General features: G+C 57.0%; 13 protein-coding genes. 10 read left to right on the forward strand and 3 right to left on the reverse strand.

From position 1 onward, the window contains the following. Nucleotide 1 precedes the first annotated feature (1 nt). Genes ACQG11_RS13960 through ACQG11_RS13975 form a run of 4 tightly spaced genes read left to right on the forward strand, consistent with a single transcriptional unit; the run spans nt 2 to nt 4965 of the window. Nucleotides 2–1516, forward strand: a complete 1515-nt coding sequence (locus ACQG11_RS13960) for an ABC transporter substrate-binding protein (RefSeq protein WP_022647135.1) — start codon at nt 2–4, stop codon at nt 1514–1516. 18 nt (nt 1517–1534) lie between these two features. Continuing rightward, entirely contained in the window at nt 1535–2476 is a 942-nt protein-coding gene (locus tag ACQG11_RS13965; RefSeq protein WP_022647136.1) for an ABC transporter permease, read from the forward strand. A 2-nt stretch (nt 2477–2478) separates the two neighbouring features. Then, nucleotides 2479–3354 (forward strand): ABC transporter permease, encoded by an 876-nt coding sequence (locus ACQG11_RS13970; RefSeq protein WP_022647137.1) that lies wholly within the window; start codon nt 2479–2481, stop codon nt 3352–3354. A 9-nt stretch (nt 3355–3363) separates the two neighbouring features. Next, nucleotides 3364–4965, forward strand: coding sequence for a gamma-glutamyltransferase family protein (locus tag ACQG11_RS13975; protein ID WP_032624798.1), 1602 nt, complete (start codon nt 3364–3366; stop codon nt 4963–4965). 41 nt (nt 4966–5006) lie between these two features. Here the strand turns inward: ACQG11_RS13975 and ACQG11_RS13980 are convergent, their stop codons facing one another. Both ACQG11_RS13980 and fadE read right to left on the reverse strand, forming a co-directional pair. Continuing rightward, nucleotides 5007–5777: an amidohydrolase gene (locus ACQG11_RS13980; RefSeq protein ID WP_022647139.1), complete on the reverse strand. Its 771-nt coding sequence runs from the start codon at nt 5775–5777 to the stop codon at nt 5007–5009. 107 nt (nt 5778–5884) lie between these two features. Continuing rightward, nucleotides 5885–8329 carry an acyl-CoA dehydrogenase FadE gene (gene fadE, locus ACQG11_RS13985; RefSeq protein ID WP_023299388.1) on the reverse strand — a complete coding sequence of 815 codons (2445 nt, stop codon included), beginning with the start codon at nt 8327–8329 and terminating at the stop codon, nt 5885–5887. A 239-nt stretch (nt 8330–8568) separates the two neighbouring features. Here fadE and lpcA point away from each other — a divergent pair, with 239 nt between their 5' ends. Both lpcA and ACQG11_RS13995 read left to right on the forward strand, forming a co-directional pair. Next, nucleotides 8569–9147: a D-sedoheptulose 7-phosphate isomerase gene (lpcA, locus tag ACQG11_RS13990; RefSeq protein WP_003863232.1), complete on the forward strand. Its 579-nt coding sequence runs from the start codon at nt 8569–8571 to the stop codon at nt 9145–9147. Between the two features lie 48 nt (nt 9148–9195). After that, nucleotides 9196–9963, forward strand: a complete 768-nt coding sequence (locus ACQG11_RS13995) for a class II glutamine amidotransferase (protein WP_017383120.1) — start codon at nt 9196–9198, stop codon at nt 9961–9963. On the opposite strand, the gene dpaA is transcribed toward ACQG11_RS13995, so the two are convergent. Further along, complete coding sequence (gene dpaA, locus ACQG11_RS14000; RefSeq protein ID WP_006810008.1) at nt 9934–10674, reverse strand: peptidoglycan meso-diaminopimelic acid protein amidase; 741 nt, start codon at nt 10672–10674, stop codon at nt 9934–9936. The genes ACQG11_RS13995 and dpaA overlap by 30 nt on opposite strands. 300 nt (nt 10675–10974) lie before the next feature. Here dpaA and ACQG11_RS14005 point away from each other — a divergent pair, with 300 nt between their 5' ends. From ACQG11_RS14005 to ACQG11_RS14020, 4 genes are read left to right on the forward strand one after another with little or no spacing between them, the layout of a single operon-like run. After that, entirely contained in the window at nt 10975–12318 is a 1344-nt protein-coding gene (locus ACQG11_RS14005) for a Na(+)-translocating NADH-quinone reductase subunit A (RefSeq protein WP_023295963.1), read from the forward strand. A 2-nt stretch (nt 12319–12320) separates the two neighbouring features. Continuing rightward, nucleotides 12321–13556: an NADH:ubiquinone reductase (Na(+)-transporting) subunit B gene (locus ACQG11_RS14010; protein ID WP_022647143.1), complete on the forward strand. Its 1236-nt coding sequence runs from the start codon at nt 12321–12323 to the stop codon at nt 13554–13556. Next, nucleotides 13549–14343, forward strand: a complete 795-nt coding sequence (locus tag ACQG11_RS14015) for a Na(+)-translocating NADH-quinone reductase subunit C (RefSeq protein ID WP_058645999.1) — start codon at nt 13549–13551, stop codon at nt 14341–14343. The genes ACQG11_RS14010 and ACQG11_RS14015 overlap by 8 nt, the downstream gene beginning before the upstream one ends. Further along, a complete protein-coding gene (locus ACQG11_RS14020) occupies nt 14336–14974 on the forward strand; it encodes an NADH:ubiquinone reductase (Na(+)-transporting) subunit D (protein WP_426728440.1) in 639 nt (212 codons plus the stop codon). Before ACQG11_RS14015 ends, ACQG11_RS14020 begins: the two co-directional genes overlap by 8 nt. Nucleotides 14975–14980 lie beyond the last annotated feature (6 nt).

Genomic DNA, 14980 nt, shown 5'->3' on the forward strand with positions numbered 1-14980 from the left:
AATGACAATGCGTAATTCTCTTTTGACCGTACTGGGAAGTGTTATGTTGCTTGGTGCGGCGCTGCCCGCCCATTCTGAAAGCGTGCTGCGAATCGGCCTGGGTGCAGATCCGGACATGCTGGACCCGCATCTGGCGCGTACCTATTATGGCCGCTTCGTCTTTGCTTCCCTGTGTGACCGGCTGGTGGACGTGGACGAGCACCTCAAGGTGGTGCCGGGACTGGCGAAATCCTGGGCGTGGAGCGATGACGGCAAAACGCTGACCCTGGATCTCCGTGAAGGCGTGGCCTTCCACGACGGTGAAAAATTCGATGCCGCCGCCGCGAAATACAACCTCGACCGGGCCCTGACGCTAAAAGGCTCTCTGCGTAAAAGTGAACTCTCTTCCGTTGAGTCGGTGGAGGTCACCGGCCCGATGCAGATAGCCCTGCACCTGAAAACGCCGGATGCCGCACTTCTGATGCAGCTCACCGATCGCGCAGGCGCAATGATGGCGCCGGAAGCCGCGAAAAAAGCCGATTTTGCCGCCCATCCGGTCTGTTCCGGCCCGTATAAATTCGACAGCCGCGTGTCGCAGGACCGCATTGTGCTGACCCGCTTCGACAACTACTGGAACAAAGACGCCTACCACTTCGATAAAATTATCTATCTGCCGATCCCGGATGCCTCCGTGCGCCTGGCGAACCTGCGCGCGGGCGATCTCGACCTGACCGAAGGCATTGCCGCCAGCGACGTCAAAACCGTCGAAGCCGACAGCAAGCTGGCGCTGGCGAAGGTGACGGGCCTCGGATACCAGGGCATCACCTTCAATATTAACAATGGCAAAGTCCCGGCAAACGATCCCTTCAAAGATGCCCGCGTGCGTGAAGCATTTTCCCAGGCCATCGATCGCGATGCTTTAAACCAGGTAGTGTTCGAAGGGCTTTACACTCCAGCAAACCAGGCGTTTTCGCCGGTAAGCCCGTATCACGTCAATTTCCCGGTTCCCCCGCGTGACGTCGACAAAGCCAAAGCGCTGCTGAAAGCCGCAGGCGTCACCGCGCCGCTGACCGTCAATCTACTGGTGCCGAACAACCCAACCTCGCAGCAGGTGGGACAGGTATTGCAGGCGATGGTGGCAGAGGCGGGCTTTAACCTGAACCTGCAAATGACCGAGTTCGCCACGCTGCTGGATCGCCAGCAGAGCGGTGACTACCAGTTGAGCTTCTCCGGCTGGTCGGGTCGCCCGGATCCAGATGGCAGCATCTACGGCTTTATCAACAGCAAAGGCACCCTCAACGACGGCCGCTACAGCAATGCTCAGGTGGATGAATGGCTAACGCAGGCGCGTCAGAGCACCGATCAGGCCGCCCGCCAGCCGCTGTATGACAAGGTTGTGAAGCAGCTTCAGACCGATATGCCGATTGCATACCTTTACTTCGAACCGCGCATTTTTGGCCTGAACAAGCGCGTGCAGGGCTTTAAAGCGTACCCGGACGGCATTGTGCGTCTGGCTGGCTTAACGCTGGCGAAATAAACCTCCTGAGGAGAACCCATGCTGGAACTGATTTGCAAACGTCTGCTGCTGGCTATACCCACTCTGCTGCTGGTGAGCATGATGGTGTTCGGCCTGCAAAAGCTGCTGCCTGGCGATCCGCTGATTGCCATGGCCGGGGAGGAGCGCGATCCGGCGGTGATCGCCCAGCTGCGTGCTGAGCTGAATCTGGACGCGCCGATCCCCGTGCAGTATTTCAACTGGCTGACGCGCGCGCTGCAAGGCGATCTGGGTGTCTCCTTACGCACTCATGAGCCGGTCACGCAACTGATTGCCAGCAAGCTGCCGGTCACGCTGGAACTGTCGCTGCTGGCGATGATTATCGCGCTGGTGTTTGGTATCAGCATGGGGATCCTCGCGGCGGTGAACAAAAACAGCTGGGTCGATCACGGGGCGAACTTTGTGGCGATCTCGGGGATCTCAATACCGCACTTCTGGCTGGGGATCCTGCTGATTCTGGTCTTTTCAGTAAACCTGCAATGGTTGCCTGCGTCCGGTTATGTGCCGTTCAGTGAAGATCCGATCCAGAACCTGCGGACATTGCTGCTGCCCGCGTCCGTGCTCGGAACCGGCCTGGCGGCGACGCTGATGCGCCATACCCGCGCGTCGATGATTGCGGTGCTGAAAGCGGATTACATCCGCACCGCGCGCGCTAAGGGGCTGCTGCCGAAAGCGGTGATCCTGAAGCACGCCTTTCGCAATGCGCTGGTGCCGGTGATCACCCTCACCACGTTGCTGTTCGGCGAGCTGCTGGGCGGGGCGGTGCTGACCGAGCAGGTGTTCACCATTCCGGGCTTCGGCAAAATGATCGTCGACTCGGTGTTCAACCGCGACTACGCGGTGGTGCAGGGCGTAGTGCTGATCGTGGCGATCGGTTTCCTGATGCTCAACCTGCTGGCTGACGTGCTCTACGTCCTTATCAACCCGAAAATGCGAGGTTAATCATGGCGGAACTGACGACGCAAACCGTGGCGCCCGCGCTGCCGCGCGCGCAAAACCGGGTGCTGAAAAAATTCCTCGCTAATAAAAGTGCGGTGATTGGCGCGATTGTGGTGGGCTTTTTTGTGCTGGTGGCGCTGCTGGCGCCGTGGATCGCGCCATTTGACCCGGTCAAAGCTAACTTCCTCGCGGTGCGCAAAGCGCCATCGGCGATGTACTGGTTCGGCACCGACGAGCTGGGGCGCGATATCTTGTCCCGCATTATCTGGGGGGCGAGAACCTCGCTGATGGCGGGCTGTATGTCGGTGGCGATCGCGGTTGTCATCGGCGTGCCGCTGGGGCTGGTGGCGGGTTATTTCCAGAAGATGTGGGACGGGGTGATCTCCCGCTTTATTGAGGCACTGCTGGCCTGTCCATTCCTGATCATGGCGATCGCGCTGGGGGCATTCTTAGGCCCAAGCCTGACGAATGCCATGATCGCTATTGGACTCTCGGCAATGCCGATCTTCGCCCGCCTGACGCGCGGCCAGGTGATCGCCATTCGCAACGAAGAGTACATCGACGGCGCGCGGGCGATTGGCCTGCCGGACCGCTGGATCATCATTAAATACGTTCTGCCCAACGTGATGTCACCTATCCTGGTGCAGGCCACGCTGGCCATTGCCTCGGCGATTATCGCCGAAGCCAGCCTTTCGTTTTTAGGGTTAGGCCAACAGCCGCCGAACCCATCCTGGGGCTCCATGCTCAACACCGCAAAAGGGTTTCTCGAACAGGCGCCGTGGATGTCGGTTTTCCCCGGCGTGGCGATTTTCCTTGCCGTTCAGGGCTTTAATTTACTCGGCGACGGGCTGCGCGATGCGCTCGATCCGCGCCACGACTAAGGAGTCATGATGACCAAAGCGCTCGATTTTACAACCGGTTACGATTCACGACGCCCGCCGATGATGGGCCATAACGCCGTTGCCACCTCGCAGCCGCTGGCGGCACAGGCGGGAATGAAGATGCTACAGCTGGGCGGAAATGCCGTTGATGCGGCGATTGCGACCGCCATGGCGCTGACCGTTGTCGAGCCGACCGGCAACGGCATCGGCAGCGATGCTTTTGCCATTGTCTGGGACGGTGAAAAACTTCACGGTCTGAATGCGTCCGGTCGTTCGCCAGCCAGCTGGCATGCGGATCTGTTTGCCGGAAAAACCGCCGTACCGGAAATCGGCTGGGACGCGGTGACCGTGCCGGGTGCGGTGTCGGGCTGGGTGGCGCTGGCTGAACGTTTTGGCACGCTGCCGCTGACCACGCTCGCGCAGCCAGCCATTGATTACGCGCGTAACGGTTTCCCGGTCTCGCCGCTGATCGGCCATCTCTGGCAGCGCGGCTACAACAAGCTGAAAGATCAGCCCGGGTTTAGTGCCTGCTTTGCGCCGGAAGGCCGCGCGCCGCGCGTGGGGGAGATCTTCCGTAACCCGGCGCAGGCGAACTCACTGGAGCTGATCGCCAAAACCAACGGCGACGCGTTTTACCGTGGCGAACTGGCGCAGAAAATTGCCGCCTTCGCCAAAGCACATGGTGCACACCTGACCGAAGCAGACCTGGCGAATCACCGTGTGGACTGGGTGGAACTGCTATCGCGCGACTTCGCGGGCGGTTCGGTGCAGGAATTGCCGCCAAACGGTCAGGGGATCGCCACCCTGATTGCGCTCGGCATTCTGGAGCAGTGCGGCATCGAGAAACATCACCCGGATTCCGTGCAGGGGCTGCACCTCTCTATAGAGGCAATGAAGCTGGCGCTGGCGGATCTCGATCGCTACGTTGCGGATGAAGAGCATATGGAGTTTGCCGCCAAAGCGCTGCTGAGCGACCATTATCTGAAGTCGCGCGCCGCGCTTATCAACCACGATAAAGCCTCTGATTTTGTGTACGGATCGCCGACGCAAAGTGGGACGGTTTACCTCAGCGCAGCGGATTCCAGCGGGATGATGATCTCCTTTATCCAGTCCAATTTTATGGGCTTCGGTTCAGGGATCGTGGTGCCGGATACGGGGATCAGCCTGCAAAACCGCGGCTGCGGCTTTGTGCTCGATCCCAAACACCCGAACGCGCTGGCGGGCAGCAAGCGTCCTTTCCACACCATCATTCCGGGCTTTGCGATGGACGGTAACGGCAAACCGCTGATGTCCTTCGGCGTGATGGGCGGCCCGATGCAGGCGCAGGGGCACATGCAGATGGCGCTTCGCATTATGCTGCACGGGCAAAACCCGCAAGCGGCGATTGACGCCCCGCGCTGGCGCGTGGTGCAGGGCAGGGAAGTGGTTGTTGAATCGACCTTCGATCGCAATACCATCGCGGCGCTGCGCGAGCGCGGACACCAGATCGTGGTGGAAGATCCGCTTCAGGATTACAATTTTGGCGGCGCGCAGGTGATTTACCGTATGCCGGAAGGGCACTACGTGGCTGCGACGGAGAGCCGCAAAGACGGGCAGGCGTTGGTGAGTTGATTTGTAGGCCGGGTAAGGCGCAGCCGCCACCCGGCTTTTTCTTATCCAATGCTAAATGGATCTGCATCCTGCCAGGCCGGAAACTTCTCCCGATACTCCTTTAACGCCGTTAACGAGATCTCAGCGTCAATTCGTGTCGCCTGATGCGGCTCGGCGGTGGCAATAATCTCACCCTGCGGACTGATCACCCGGCTGTCACCGCGATAGTGATGCCCGTTGCCGTCCGTTCCTACGCGGTTACAGCCAACGACATAAGCCTGATTTTCAATCGCGCGCGCGGTCAATAAAGCCTGCCAGTGCAGGGAGCGTGGGGCGGGCCAGTTGGCGACGTACAACGCCAGGTCATAATCGTTGCGGTTGCGCGACCACACCGGGAAGCGCAGGTCATAGCAGACCAGCGGCAGAATACGCCAGCCGCGCCATTCAAATACCACGCGTTCGTTTCCGGCTTCATAATGTTGATGTTCATCCGCCATGCGGAACAGATGGCGCTTATCGTAGAAATGGACGTTTCCTTCCGGCTCGACCAGCAGGAAGCGATTGACCGGGCCGCGCGCGGTCTGGAGCGCGACGCTGCCGGCAATCAGCGCGTTTGTTTCCTGCGCCCTGGCGTGCATCCAGGCCACCACCTCGTCCTGCGGCATGGACTGTTTTGCTGCCTCCATCGCGAAACCTGTGGTGAACATCTCCGGCAGGACAATCACATCGCGTCCGGTAATCTCTTCCAGCTGGCGATCAAAATGGCGAAGGTTGGCGGGGCCGTCCATCCACACTAAAGGTTGCTGCAAAACAGAAATCTTTAAACCAGGCACGATACAGGCTCCTTAATAAACACTTTTTGACACTGTAGCACGTCATTACCAGAAAATGTGGCAATAAAAAACCCCGCGCGGGGCGGGGTTTGTGAGAGCAAAATACCTTATGCCGCTTCAGGTTTGCGGTGCTTCTCTGGCAGCTTTACCGGCTGAGTCGCCAGCTCTTCTGGTTCGAAATCATCCACGTTAATACTGCGCAGACGGCTCTCTTCGGCTTTCACCAGAATCGCAGCTTCGCTGTTGTCGATGATGCCACCCGCCAGCGCCTGTTTTGCCAGCTCATCCAGTCGTGTAAACGGCAGGTTTTTGCCCAGCTGTTTGCAGATCTTCTGGTGAATCGGGTCGGCGGCCATCACGTCAAGCAGCGCTTCTTCCAGCAAACCTACCGGGTTATGCGGGGTAGGTTCCAGGTATTGACCACGGCCAATACGGGAACGGGTTGCGCTTGGTACCTGGAGGATCTTCGCCACTTTATGATCCAGCTTGTCAGACGGTGCCAGATGGTGACGACCGGTCGGGAAGATCACCGCGCGCAGGGCGCCCGCCACGAAGCGGTTCGGGAAGTTTGCCAGCAGGTCGTCAATCGCCTGTTCCGCCTGATACATCGCATCCTGCACGCCCCAGTGCACCAGCGGCAGATCCGCTTCCTGACGGCCTTCATCGTCGTAGCGTTTCAGCACCGCAGAGGCCAGGAAGATCTGGCTCAGCACATCACCCAGACGGGCGGAGATGCGTTCGCGACGCTTCAGGCTTCCGCCCAGAACGGCCATGGAGACGTCAGACAGCAGCGCCAGGTTAGCGCTCAGACGGTTCAGGTGTTGGTAGTAACGTTTGGTTGCATCGCGGGTCGGCGTCGCGCTGGTCAGCCCCCGCGTCAGGCCGAGCCAGAAGCTGCGAACTTCATTGCTGCCAACGTGACCGATATGTTTGAACAGCAGCTTGTCGAAGGCATCCACGTCGTTATTCTGCGCGGCGGCCATCTCTTCCAGCACGTACGGATGGCAGCGAATCGCCCCCTGGCCGAAGATCATCATGCTACGGGTCAGGATGTTTGCCCCTTCCACGGTGATGGCAATCGGTGCGCCCTGATAGCCGCGCGCCAGGAAGTTGCCTTCTCCAAGCATAATGCCTTTACCGCCTGCGATATCCATTGCATCAATAATTGACTGCTGTGCGCGGTGGGTACAGTGGTACTTCACAATCGCCGACAGCACGGCAGGTTTTTCGCCCAGCATAATACCGTAGGTAATCAGCGAGGCTGCGGCGTCCATCACGTAGGCATTGCCCGCAATACGCGCCAGCGGCTCTTCGATACCTTCCATCTTGCCGATGGAGATTTTGAACTGACGGCGGATATGCGCGTAAGCCCCAATCCCCATCGCCACCGATTTCAGACCGCCGGTAGAGTTCGACGGCAGGGTAATACCGCGGCCCACCGACAGACATTCCACCAGCATACGCCAGCCCTGACCGGCCATTTTCGGTCCACCGATGATGTAGTCAATCGGCACAAAGATATCCTGACCGCGAGTCGGGCCGTTCTGGAACGGTACGTTCAGCGGGAAATGACGACGACCAATTTCAACCCCCGGGGTCGAGGTTGGGATCAGCGCACAGGTAATGCCCAGATCTTCTTCACCACCCAGCAGTTTTTCCGGGTCAGAAAGTTTGAACGCCAGACCGAGTACGGTGGCGATAGGCGCCAGGGTGATATAACGTTTGTTCCAGGTCAGGCGCATGCCCAGCACCTGTTCGCCCTGCCATTCGCCCATGCAGACCACGCCAGTATCCGGGATCGCACCGGCATCAGAACCGGCTTCCGGGCTGGTCAGCGCGAAGCACGGAATTTCCTGACCACGCGCCAGACGCGGCAGATAGTGATCTTTCTGCTCTTCCGTACCGTAATGCTGTAACAGCTCGCCCGGGCCTAAGGAGTTTGGCACGCCAACGGTGATCGCCAGGATCCCGGAAACACCCGCCAGTTTTTGCAGGACGCGAGCCTGAGCGTAAGCGGAGAATTCCAGACCGCCGTACTCTTTCTTAATGATCATCGCGAAGAAGCGATGCTCTTTCAGATATGCCCAAAGCTCAGGCGGCAGGTCGGCCATTTCGTGAGTGATGGCAAAATCGTTCGCCATGCGGCAGGCTTCTTCCACCGGGCCGTCAATAAAGGCTTGTTCTTCGGCGGTCAGACGCGGCTGCGGGTAGTTGTGCAGCTTTTTCCAGTCCGGGTTGCCCTGGAACAGATCGCCTTCCCACCAGGTCGTGCCCGCATCAATCGCCTCTTTCTCCGTGCGCGACATCGGCGGCATCACTTTACGGAATCCCTTGAACACCGGCGCGGAGATCATCGACTTACGCATCGGTGTCAGGTTAAACGGCAGCAAAATGATTGCCAGGGGAACAAGTACCCAGATATTCCACAGGCCAGCGACGCCAAGTGCAGCTGTCCAGGCCAGAAGAATCAGGCTACTCAGGAATAAACTGACACGGTGATAGAACAACACCCCGAGCAGCACAACGGTTGCGAAAATGCTCAAAATCATCATAAAGAAAAGCTCCCTTGCTTGTAGGAGGTCTGACCACTTGTGATGATATGGTTGTAGTTGATGTCATTTCCATTAGCAATGTGTTTACAAAATAATTACAACCTGGTTCACATTGTTCGCGTTTTAGCCGGCACAAAAAATCAAAACGCCGGACTATTCGCATGGCTTTAGCTTCTCGCTTTTACTGCTATCCGGTACACTCCACTGTGTTATTTCATCAATACTGAAGGATTATCCTCATGTACCAGGATCTTATTCGTAACGAACTGAACGAAGCGGCGGAAACGCTGGCGAATTTTCTGAAAGATGATGCCAATATTCACGCTATTCAGCGCGCGGCGGTCCTGCTTGCCGACAGTTTCAAAGCCGGCGGTAAAGTGCTTTCCTGCGGTAACGGCGGTTCCCACTGTGACGCCATGCACTTCGCCGAAGAGCTGACCGGACGCTATCGCGAAAACCGTCCGGGCTACCCGGCGATTGCGATTTCCGACGTGAGCCACATCTCCTGTGTAGGCAACGACTTCGGTTACGACCATATCTTTTCCCGCTACGTTGAAGCCGTAGGCCGTGAAGGCGACGTGCTGCTGGGGATCTCCACATCCGGTAACTCCGCTAACGTGATCAAAGCGATCGCCGCCGCGCGTGAGAAGGGCATGAAAGTGATTACCCTGACCGGGAAAGATGGCGGTAAGATGGACGGTACAGCGGACATTGAAATCCGTGTACCACACTTCGGTTATGCGGATCGCGTTCAGGAAATTCACATCAAAGTGATCCACATCCTGATCCAACTGATCGAAAAAGAGATGGTTAAGTAAGACTTCGCTGGGGGGCGCCGGTGCCCCCCGCTGTTGTGGAGGTGTTCTATGTGCGAACTGCTCGGGATGAGCGCCAATGTGCCAACCGATATCTGCTTTAGTTTCACCGGGCTGGTTCAGCGCGGTGGAGGAACCGGGCCGCATAAAGACGGCTGGGGCATTACCTTCTACGAAGGCAAAGGATGTCGCACGTTTAAAGATCCACAGCCCAGCTTTAACTCACCCATTGCCAGACTGGTGCAGGACTATCCTATTAAATCCTGTTCGGTGATCGCCCATATCCGCCAGGCCAATCGCGGCGAAGTGGCGCTGGAAAATACCCATCCGTTTACCCGTGAACTGTGGGGACGTAACTGGACCTATGCGCACAACGGGCAGCTCTCGGGCTATAAATCACTGGAAACCGGCAATTTTCGTCCTGTCGGTGAAACGGACAGCGAAAAAGCATTTTGCTGGCTGCTGCACAAGCTGACCGAGCGCTACCCCCGTACGCCCGGCAACATGACCGCAGTATTTAAGTACATAGCGTCACTGGCGTCTGAGTTACGCGAGAAGGGCGTGTTTAATATGCTGCTGTCTGACGGACGCTACGTGATGGCATTCTGCTCGACGAATCTGTTCTGGATCACCCGACGAGCGCCGTTTGGCGTCGCCACGCTGCTCGATCAGGATGTGGAAATTGATTTTCAGAAGGAGACCACACCGAACGATGTGGTCACTGTCATTGCAACGCAGCCGCTGACGGGCAACGAAACCTGGCAAAAGATCATGCCAGGCGAGTGGGCGCTATTTTGTCTCGGGGACCGCGTAATTTGACGCCAGCTGAGGCTGAACCACTTCATGGCTGAGCGGTTTACTCACCACGTAACGGCCATTGACGATGGACACCACCGGCGGCTTATGGGTCTGCTCGAAGTAGTCATAACCCGGTTTTAGCTGTTTCCAGAAATCTGTGTAAACAGAGTACTTATGGCGCGCCATGTTGGCATCCGTCATACGGAACGGATAGATGCTGACCTGAACATTCGGCTGGCCGAAGACCAGTGCGCCCGTGACAAACTGGAAGATTTCATCAATGCCGGAATCCGTCATCGCATAACAGCCGACAGACACGCAGGCGCCGTGGATCATCAGGTATTTCCCTTCGTAACCGTGCGCACGGTCGAAGGCATTGGGGAAACCGATGTTAATCGCTTTATAGAAGCGGCTGTCCGGTTTTAGCTGGTTACGCTGAACGTTGTAAAACCCTTCCGGACTTTTGAAGTCACCCTGGCGCTGTTTCGGCCCCAGTCCGCCAGAATAGTTACAGATTTTGTAGCTATCGAGCAGTTGATACGTCTCGCCCATTTTGACAAACAGATCGAGTGTGCGCTCTTCCTTGAAGATTTGAATATAAACCGGGGAACCCATCAACTGCTGTTTATACTCTTTGCTGACCGGCGTCGTTGAACTATTACTGCCAAGCAGCCCGGCAAACGACATGCACGGTATCAGAAGCATCGCAATGAACAATGCGATTTTACGCATACTACTGGTTCCTTGATAAAACAATGACCAACTTGCCAGAACGGCAAAAGACTCCCGAAATCAGACTAATCTGGACAGGAGCGCTCACATTAGCACCGATGGAGATTTTCGCAAGAGCCAACCTTTGCGTTTACAAATTAGTTTTACTTTATAACCCATTCATATTGTCCTGACTCCAGGAACTTTGCGCAATAGCTCGCATTTCGGCGCGCCAGACGGCGGATTTACTGCCCTTGGCAGGGCCGAAAATGGTACACTCCGGCCTCTCTGGATTGTTGTTCATGGATACCTGCTAACCACATGTTTAGAATCAGAAAAGGACTCGATCTGCCAATCTCTGGCGTGCCTGAACAGCACGTAACGACCGGCGCCAGTATTCATCATGTCGCTATTGTGGGTGATGATTACGTGGGCATGCGCCCCGCGATGCTTGTACAGGAAGGCGATCGTGTAATAAAAGGCCAGGCACTCTTCGAGGATAAAAAAAATCCTGGCGTTATGTTTACAGCCCCTGCCAGCGGTACCGTCGTCGCCATCCATCGTGGTGAGCGTCGCGTCCTGCAGTCGGTTGTCATTCAAATTGAAGGTGACGAAAAACGCGAGTTTGCGCGTTTTGACGCCGCCGATCTCGCTACCCTCAGCCACGACGCGGTGCAGACGCAACTGCTGGAGTCAGGACTGTGGACGGCGCTTCGCACGCGTCCCTATAGCAAAACGCCCGTACCTGGCACTGTGCCAGCCGCTATCTTCGTTACGGCCATCGACACTAACCCGCTCAGCGCGGATCCGCAGCCTCTTATCCTGGCGGAACGCAAAGCTTTCGATGCCGGCCTCACCGTGTTAACGCGCCTGACGCCGGGCAAAGTGCATGTCTGCCAGGCCAGCGGCGGTAAGCTGGGCGGGCATCCGCAAGGGCAGGTCGCCTTTAATGAATTTGCCGGCCCGCATCCGGCCGGGCTGGTGGGAACGCATATTCATTTCCTGGAGCCGGTAAGCCTGACGAAACAGGTCTGGCATCTTAATTATCAGGACGTGATCGCTATCGGTAAGCTCTTCACCACGGGTGAGCTGTGCGCAGAACGCATTATTGCCATCGGCGGCCCTCAGGCAACCCAACCGCGTCTGGTTCGCACGCTGCTTGGGGCAGACCTGACGGCGCTGTTGGCTGGCGAAACGAAAGAAGGTGAAAACCGCATTATTTCCGGCTCGGTGCTGAGCGGCAGACACGCGACAGGCCCGATGGCCTGGCTGGGTCGTTTCCATCTTCAGGTGAGCGTGGTGCTTGAAGGGCGTGAGAAAGAGCTGTTCGGCTGGGTGCTTCCTGGCGCGGAAAAATACTCGGTAACCCGTACCACGCTCGGCCACTTTTTGCGTCGTAAGCTGTTTAACTTCTCCACCAGCACCAACGGCGGTGAGCGCGCCATGGTCCCGATTGGCAACTACGAACGCGTGATGCCGCTGGATATTCTGCCCACTGTGCTGCTGCGCGATCTGCTGGCCGGCGATACCGATGGTGCCCAGGCGCTGGGCTGTCTGGAGCTGGACGAGGAAGATCTGGCGCTGTGTACCTATGTGTGTCCAGGTAAATACGAATATGGACCCGTATTGCGCGAGGTGTTAACCCGCATTGAGCAGGAAGGATAACCATGGGCTTAAAACACCTCTTTGAAAAAATTGAGCCGCACTTTACCGAAGGGAAGCTCAAAAAGTACTACCCGCTGTATGAAGCGACAACGACCATTTTCTACACGCCGGGTCTGGTGACGAAAGGCGCGGCGCACGTTCGCGACGCCATCGACCTCAAGCGAATGATGATTCTGGTCTGGTTTGCGGTCTTCCCGGCCATGTTCTGGGGGATGTATAACGTTGGGTTGCAGACTATTCCGGCGCTGCACCATATGTACGATGCAGAGCAGCTGGCGCAGGTGATTCAGTCTGACTGGCACTATCGTCTGGCGCAGTCGCTGGGGGTGAGCTTTGCGGCAGATGCAGGCTGGATCAGCATGATGACGCTGGGCGCTGTCTTCTTCCTCCCCATCTATATGACTGTCTTTATTGTGGGCGGTTTCTGGGAGGTTCTGTTCGCTATTATTCGCAAACATGAGATCAACGAGGGCTTCTTTGTTACCTCTATTCTGTTTGCGCTGATTGTTCCGCCAACGCTGCCGCTCTGGCAGGCGGCGATGGGGATCAGCTTTGGCGTAGTGATTGCCAAGGAGATCTTCGGCGGGACCGGACGCAACTTCCTCAACCCGGCACTGGCAGGGCGCGCGTTCCTGTTCTTTGCTTATCCGGCGCAAATCTCGGGCGACCTGGTGTGGACGGCAGCAGACGGATTCTCCGGCGCGACGCCACTTTCACAGTGGGCGGCTGGCGGCGGCGAAACGCTGGTTAACAATGCAACCGGACAGCCTGTCACCTGGTTTGATGCGTTTATTGGCAATATTCCAGGCTCCATCGGTGAAGTGTCTACCCTGATGATTTTGATCGGCGGAGCCATCATCCTCTTTGGCCGCGTGGCGTCCTGGCGCATTGTCGCTGGCGTCATGCTTGGGATGGTCCTCACCGCCACGCTTTTCAATTTCATTGGTTCAGACACTAACCCGATGTTCTCCATGCCGTGGTACTGGCACCTCGTGCTGGGAGGCTTTGCGTTTGGCATGATGTTCATGGCCACCGATCCCGTCTCGGCTTCGTTTACCGACAGAGGAAAATGGTGCTACGGCGCGCTCATTGGGGTGATGTGTGTACTGATTCGCGTGGTCAACCCGGCCTATCCGGAAGGGATGATGTTGGCCATTCTGTTTGCCAATCTGTTTGCGCCGCTGTTCGACTACCTGGTCGTGCGCGCCAACATTAAGCGGAGGAAGGCGCGTGGCTGAGATCAAAAATAACGACAGTATCAGCAAAACGCTGCTGGTGGTGCTGGTACTGTGTCTGGTCTGTTCCATTGTCGTGGCCGGTTCTGCCGTTGGGTTGAAACCGCTACAGCAGGAGCAACGTGCGCTGGATAAACAGCGTAACATCCTTGCCGTTGCCGGGCTGATGCAGGAAGGCATGACGAAGGATGACGTCGCAGCGGTGTTTGCCGAACGCATTACCGCACGGCTGGTGGATTTAAAAACCGGGGAGTTAATGGATAAAGACCCGGCGAAATATAACCAGGCGCTGGCGCTAAAAGATCCGCAGATGAGCACCATGCTTGACGCCTCGCAGGATCCGGCAGGCATTAAGCGCCGCAGCAATGTCGCGGAGATTTACCTCGTCCGCGACGAGCAAAAGCGCATCCAGGAAATCGTGTTGCCCATCTATGGCAACGGTTTATGGTCAATGATGTACGCCTTTGTGGCGCTGGATACCGATGGCCGTACGGTCAAAGGCATTACATATTACGATCAGGGCGAAACACCAGGGCTGGGGGGCGAAGTTGAGAACCCTAACTGGCGGGCACAGTTTGTCGGTAAAAAAGTGCTCGATGACAACGGCCTGCCTGCGCTGAAGGTGGTGAAAGGAGGAGCGCGTCCCGGTGATGAATTTGCCGTTGATGGCCTTTCCGGCGCTACGCTCACCTCTAATGGGGTGCAGCACAGCTTTGATTTCTGGATGGGTGAACTGGGCTTTGGTCCCTTCCTGAAGAATGTACGTGAAGGAGCGCTGAACAATGGCTGATACGGGTGAACTGAAAGAAGTTAAAAAGGTGCTGATGGGCCCACTTTTAGCCAATAACCCGATAACGCTTCAGGTGCTGGGTGTATGCTCGGCTCTGGCGGTAACCACCAAGCTGGAAACGGCGGTGGTCATGACGCTGGCGGTAACGCTGGTGACAGCGTTTTCCAGCATGTTTATCTCAATGATCCGCCACCACATACCCAACAGCGTGAGGATCATTGTCCAGATGGCGATCATCGCCTCGCTGGTGATCGTGGTTGATCAGCTTCTGCGCGCCTTCGCTTATGAAACCTCGAAGCAGCTTTCGGTGTTTGTCGGCCTGATTATCACCAACTGTATCGTGATGGGGCGCGCTGAAGCCTATGCGATGAAAATGCCGCCACTGGCGAGCTTTATGGACGGTATAGGCAACGGGCTGGGTTACGGTGTGATCCTGTTGACGGTTGGTTTCCTGCGCGAACTTATTGGCAGCGGCAAACTGTTTGGCATTCCGGTGCTGGATACGGTACAGAACGGCGGCTGGTATCTGCCGAACGGCCTGTTCCTGCTGGCACCAAGCGCATTTTTCATTATCGGTTTGCTGATCTGGCTGATTCGTACGCTGAAGCCTGAACAGCAGGAAAAGGAGTAACCGACG

It is taken from the genome of Enterobacter cloacae complex sp. 372C4 (assembly GCF_050030615.1).
Taxonomy (GTDB): Bacteria; Pseudomonadota; Gammaproteobacteria; order Enterobacterales; family Enterobacteriaceae; genus Enterobacter; species Enterobacter intestinihominis.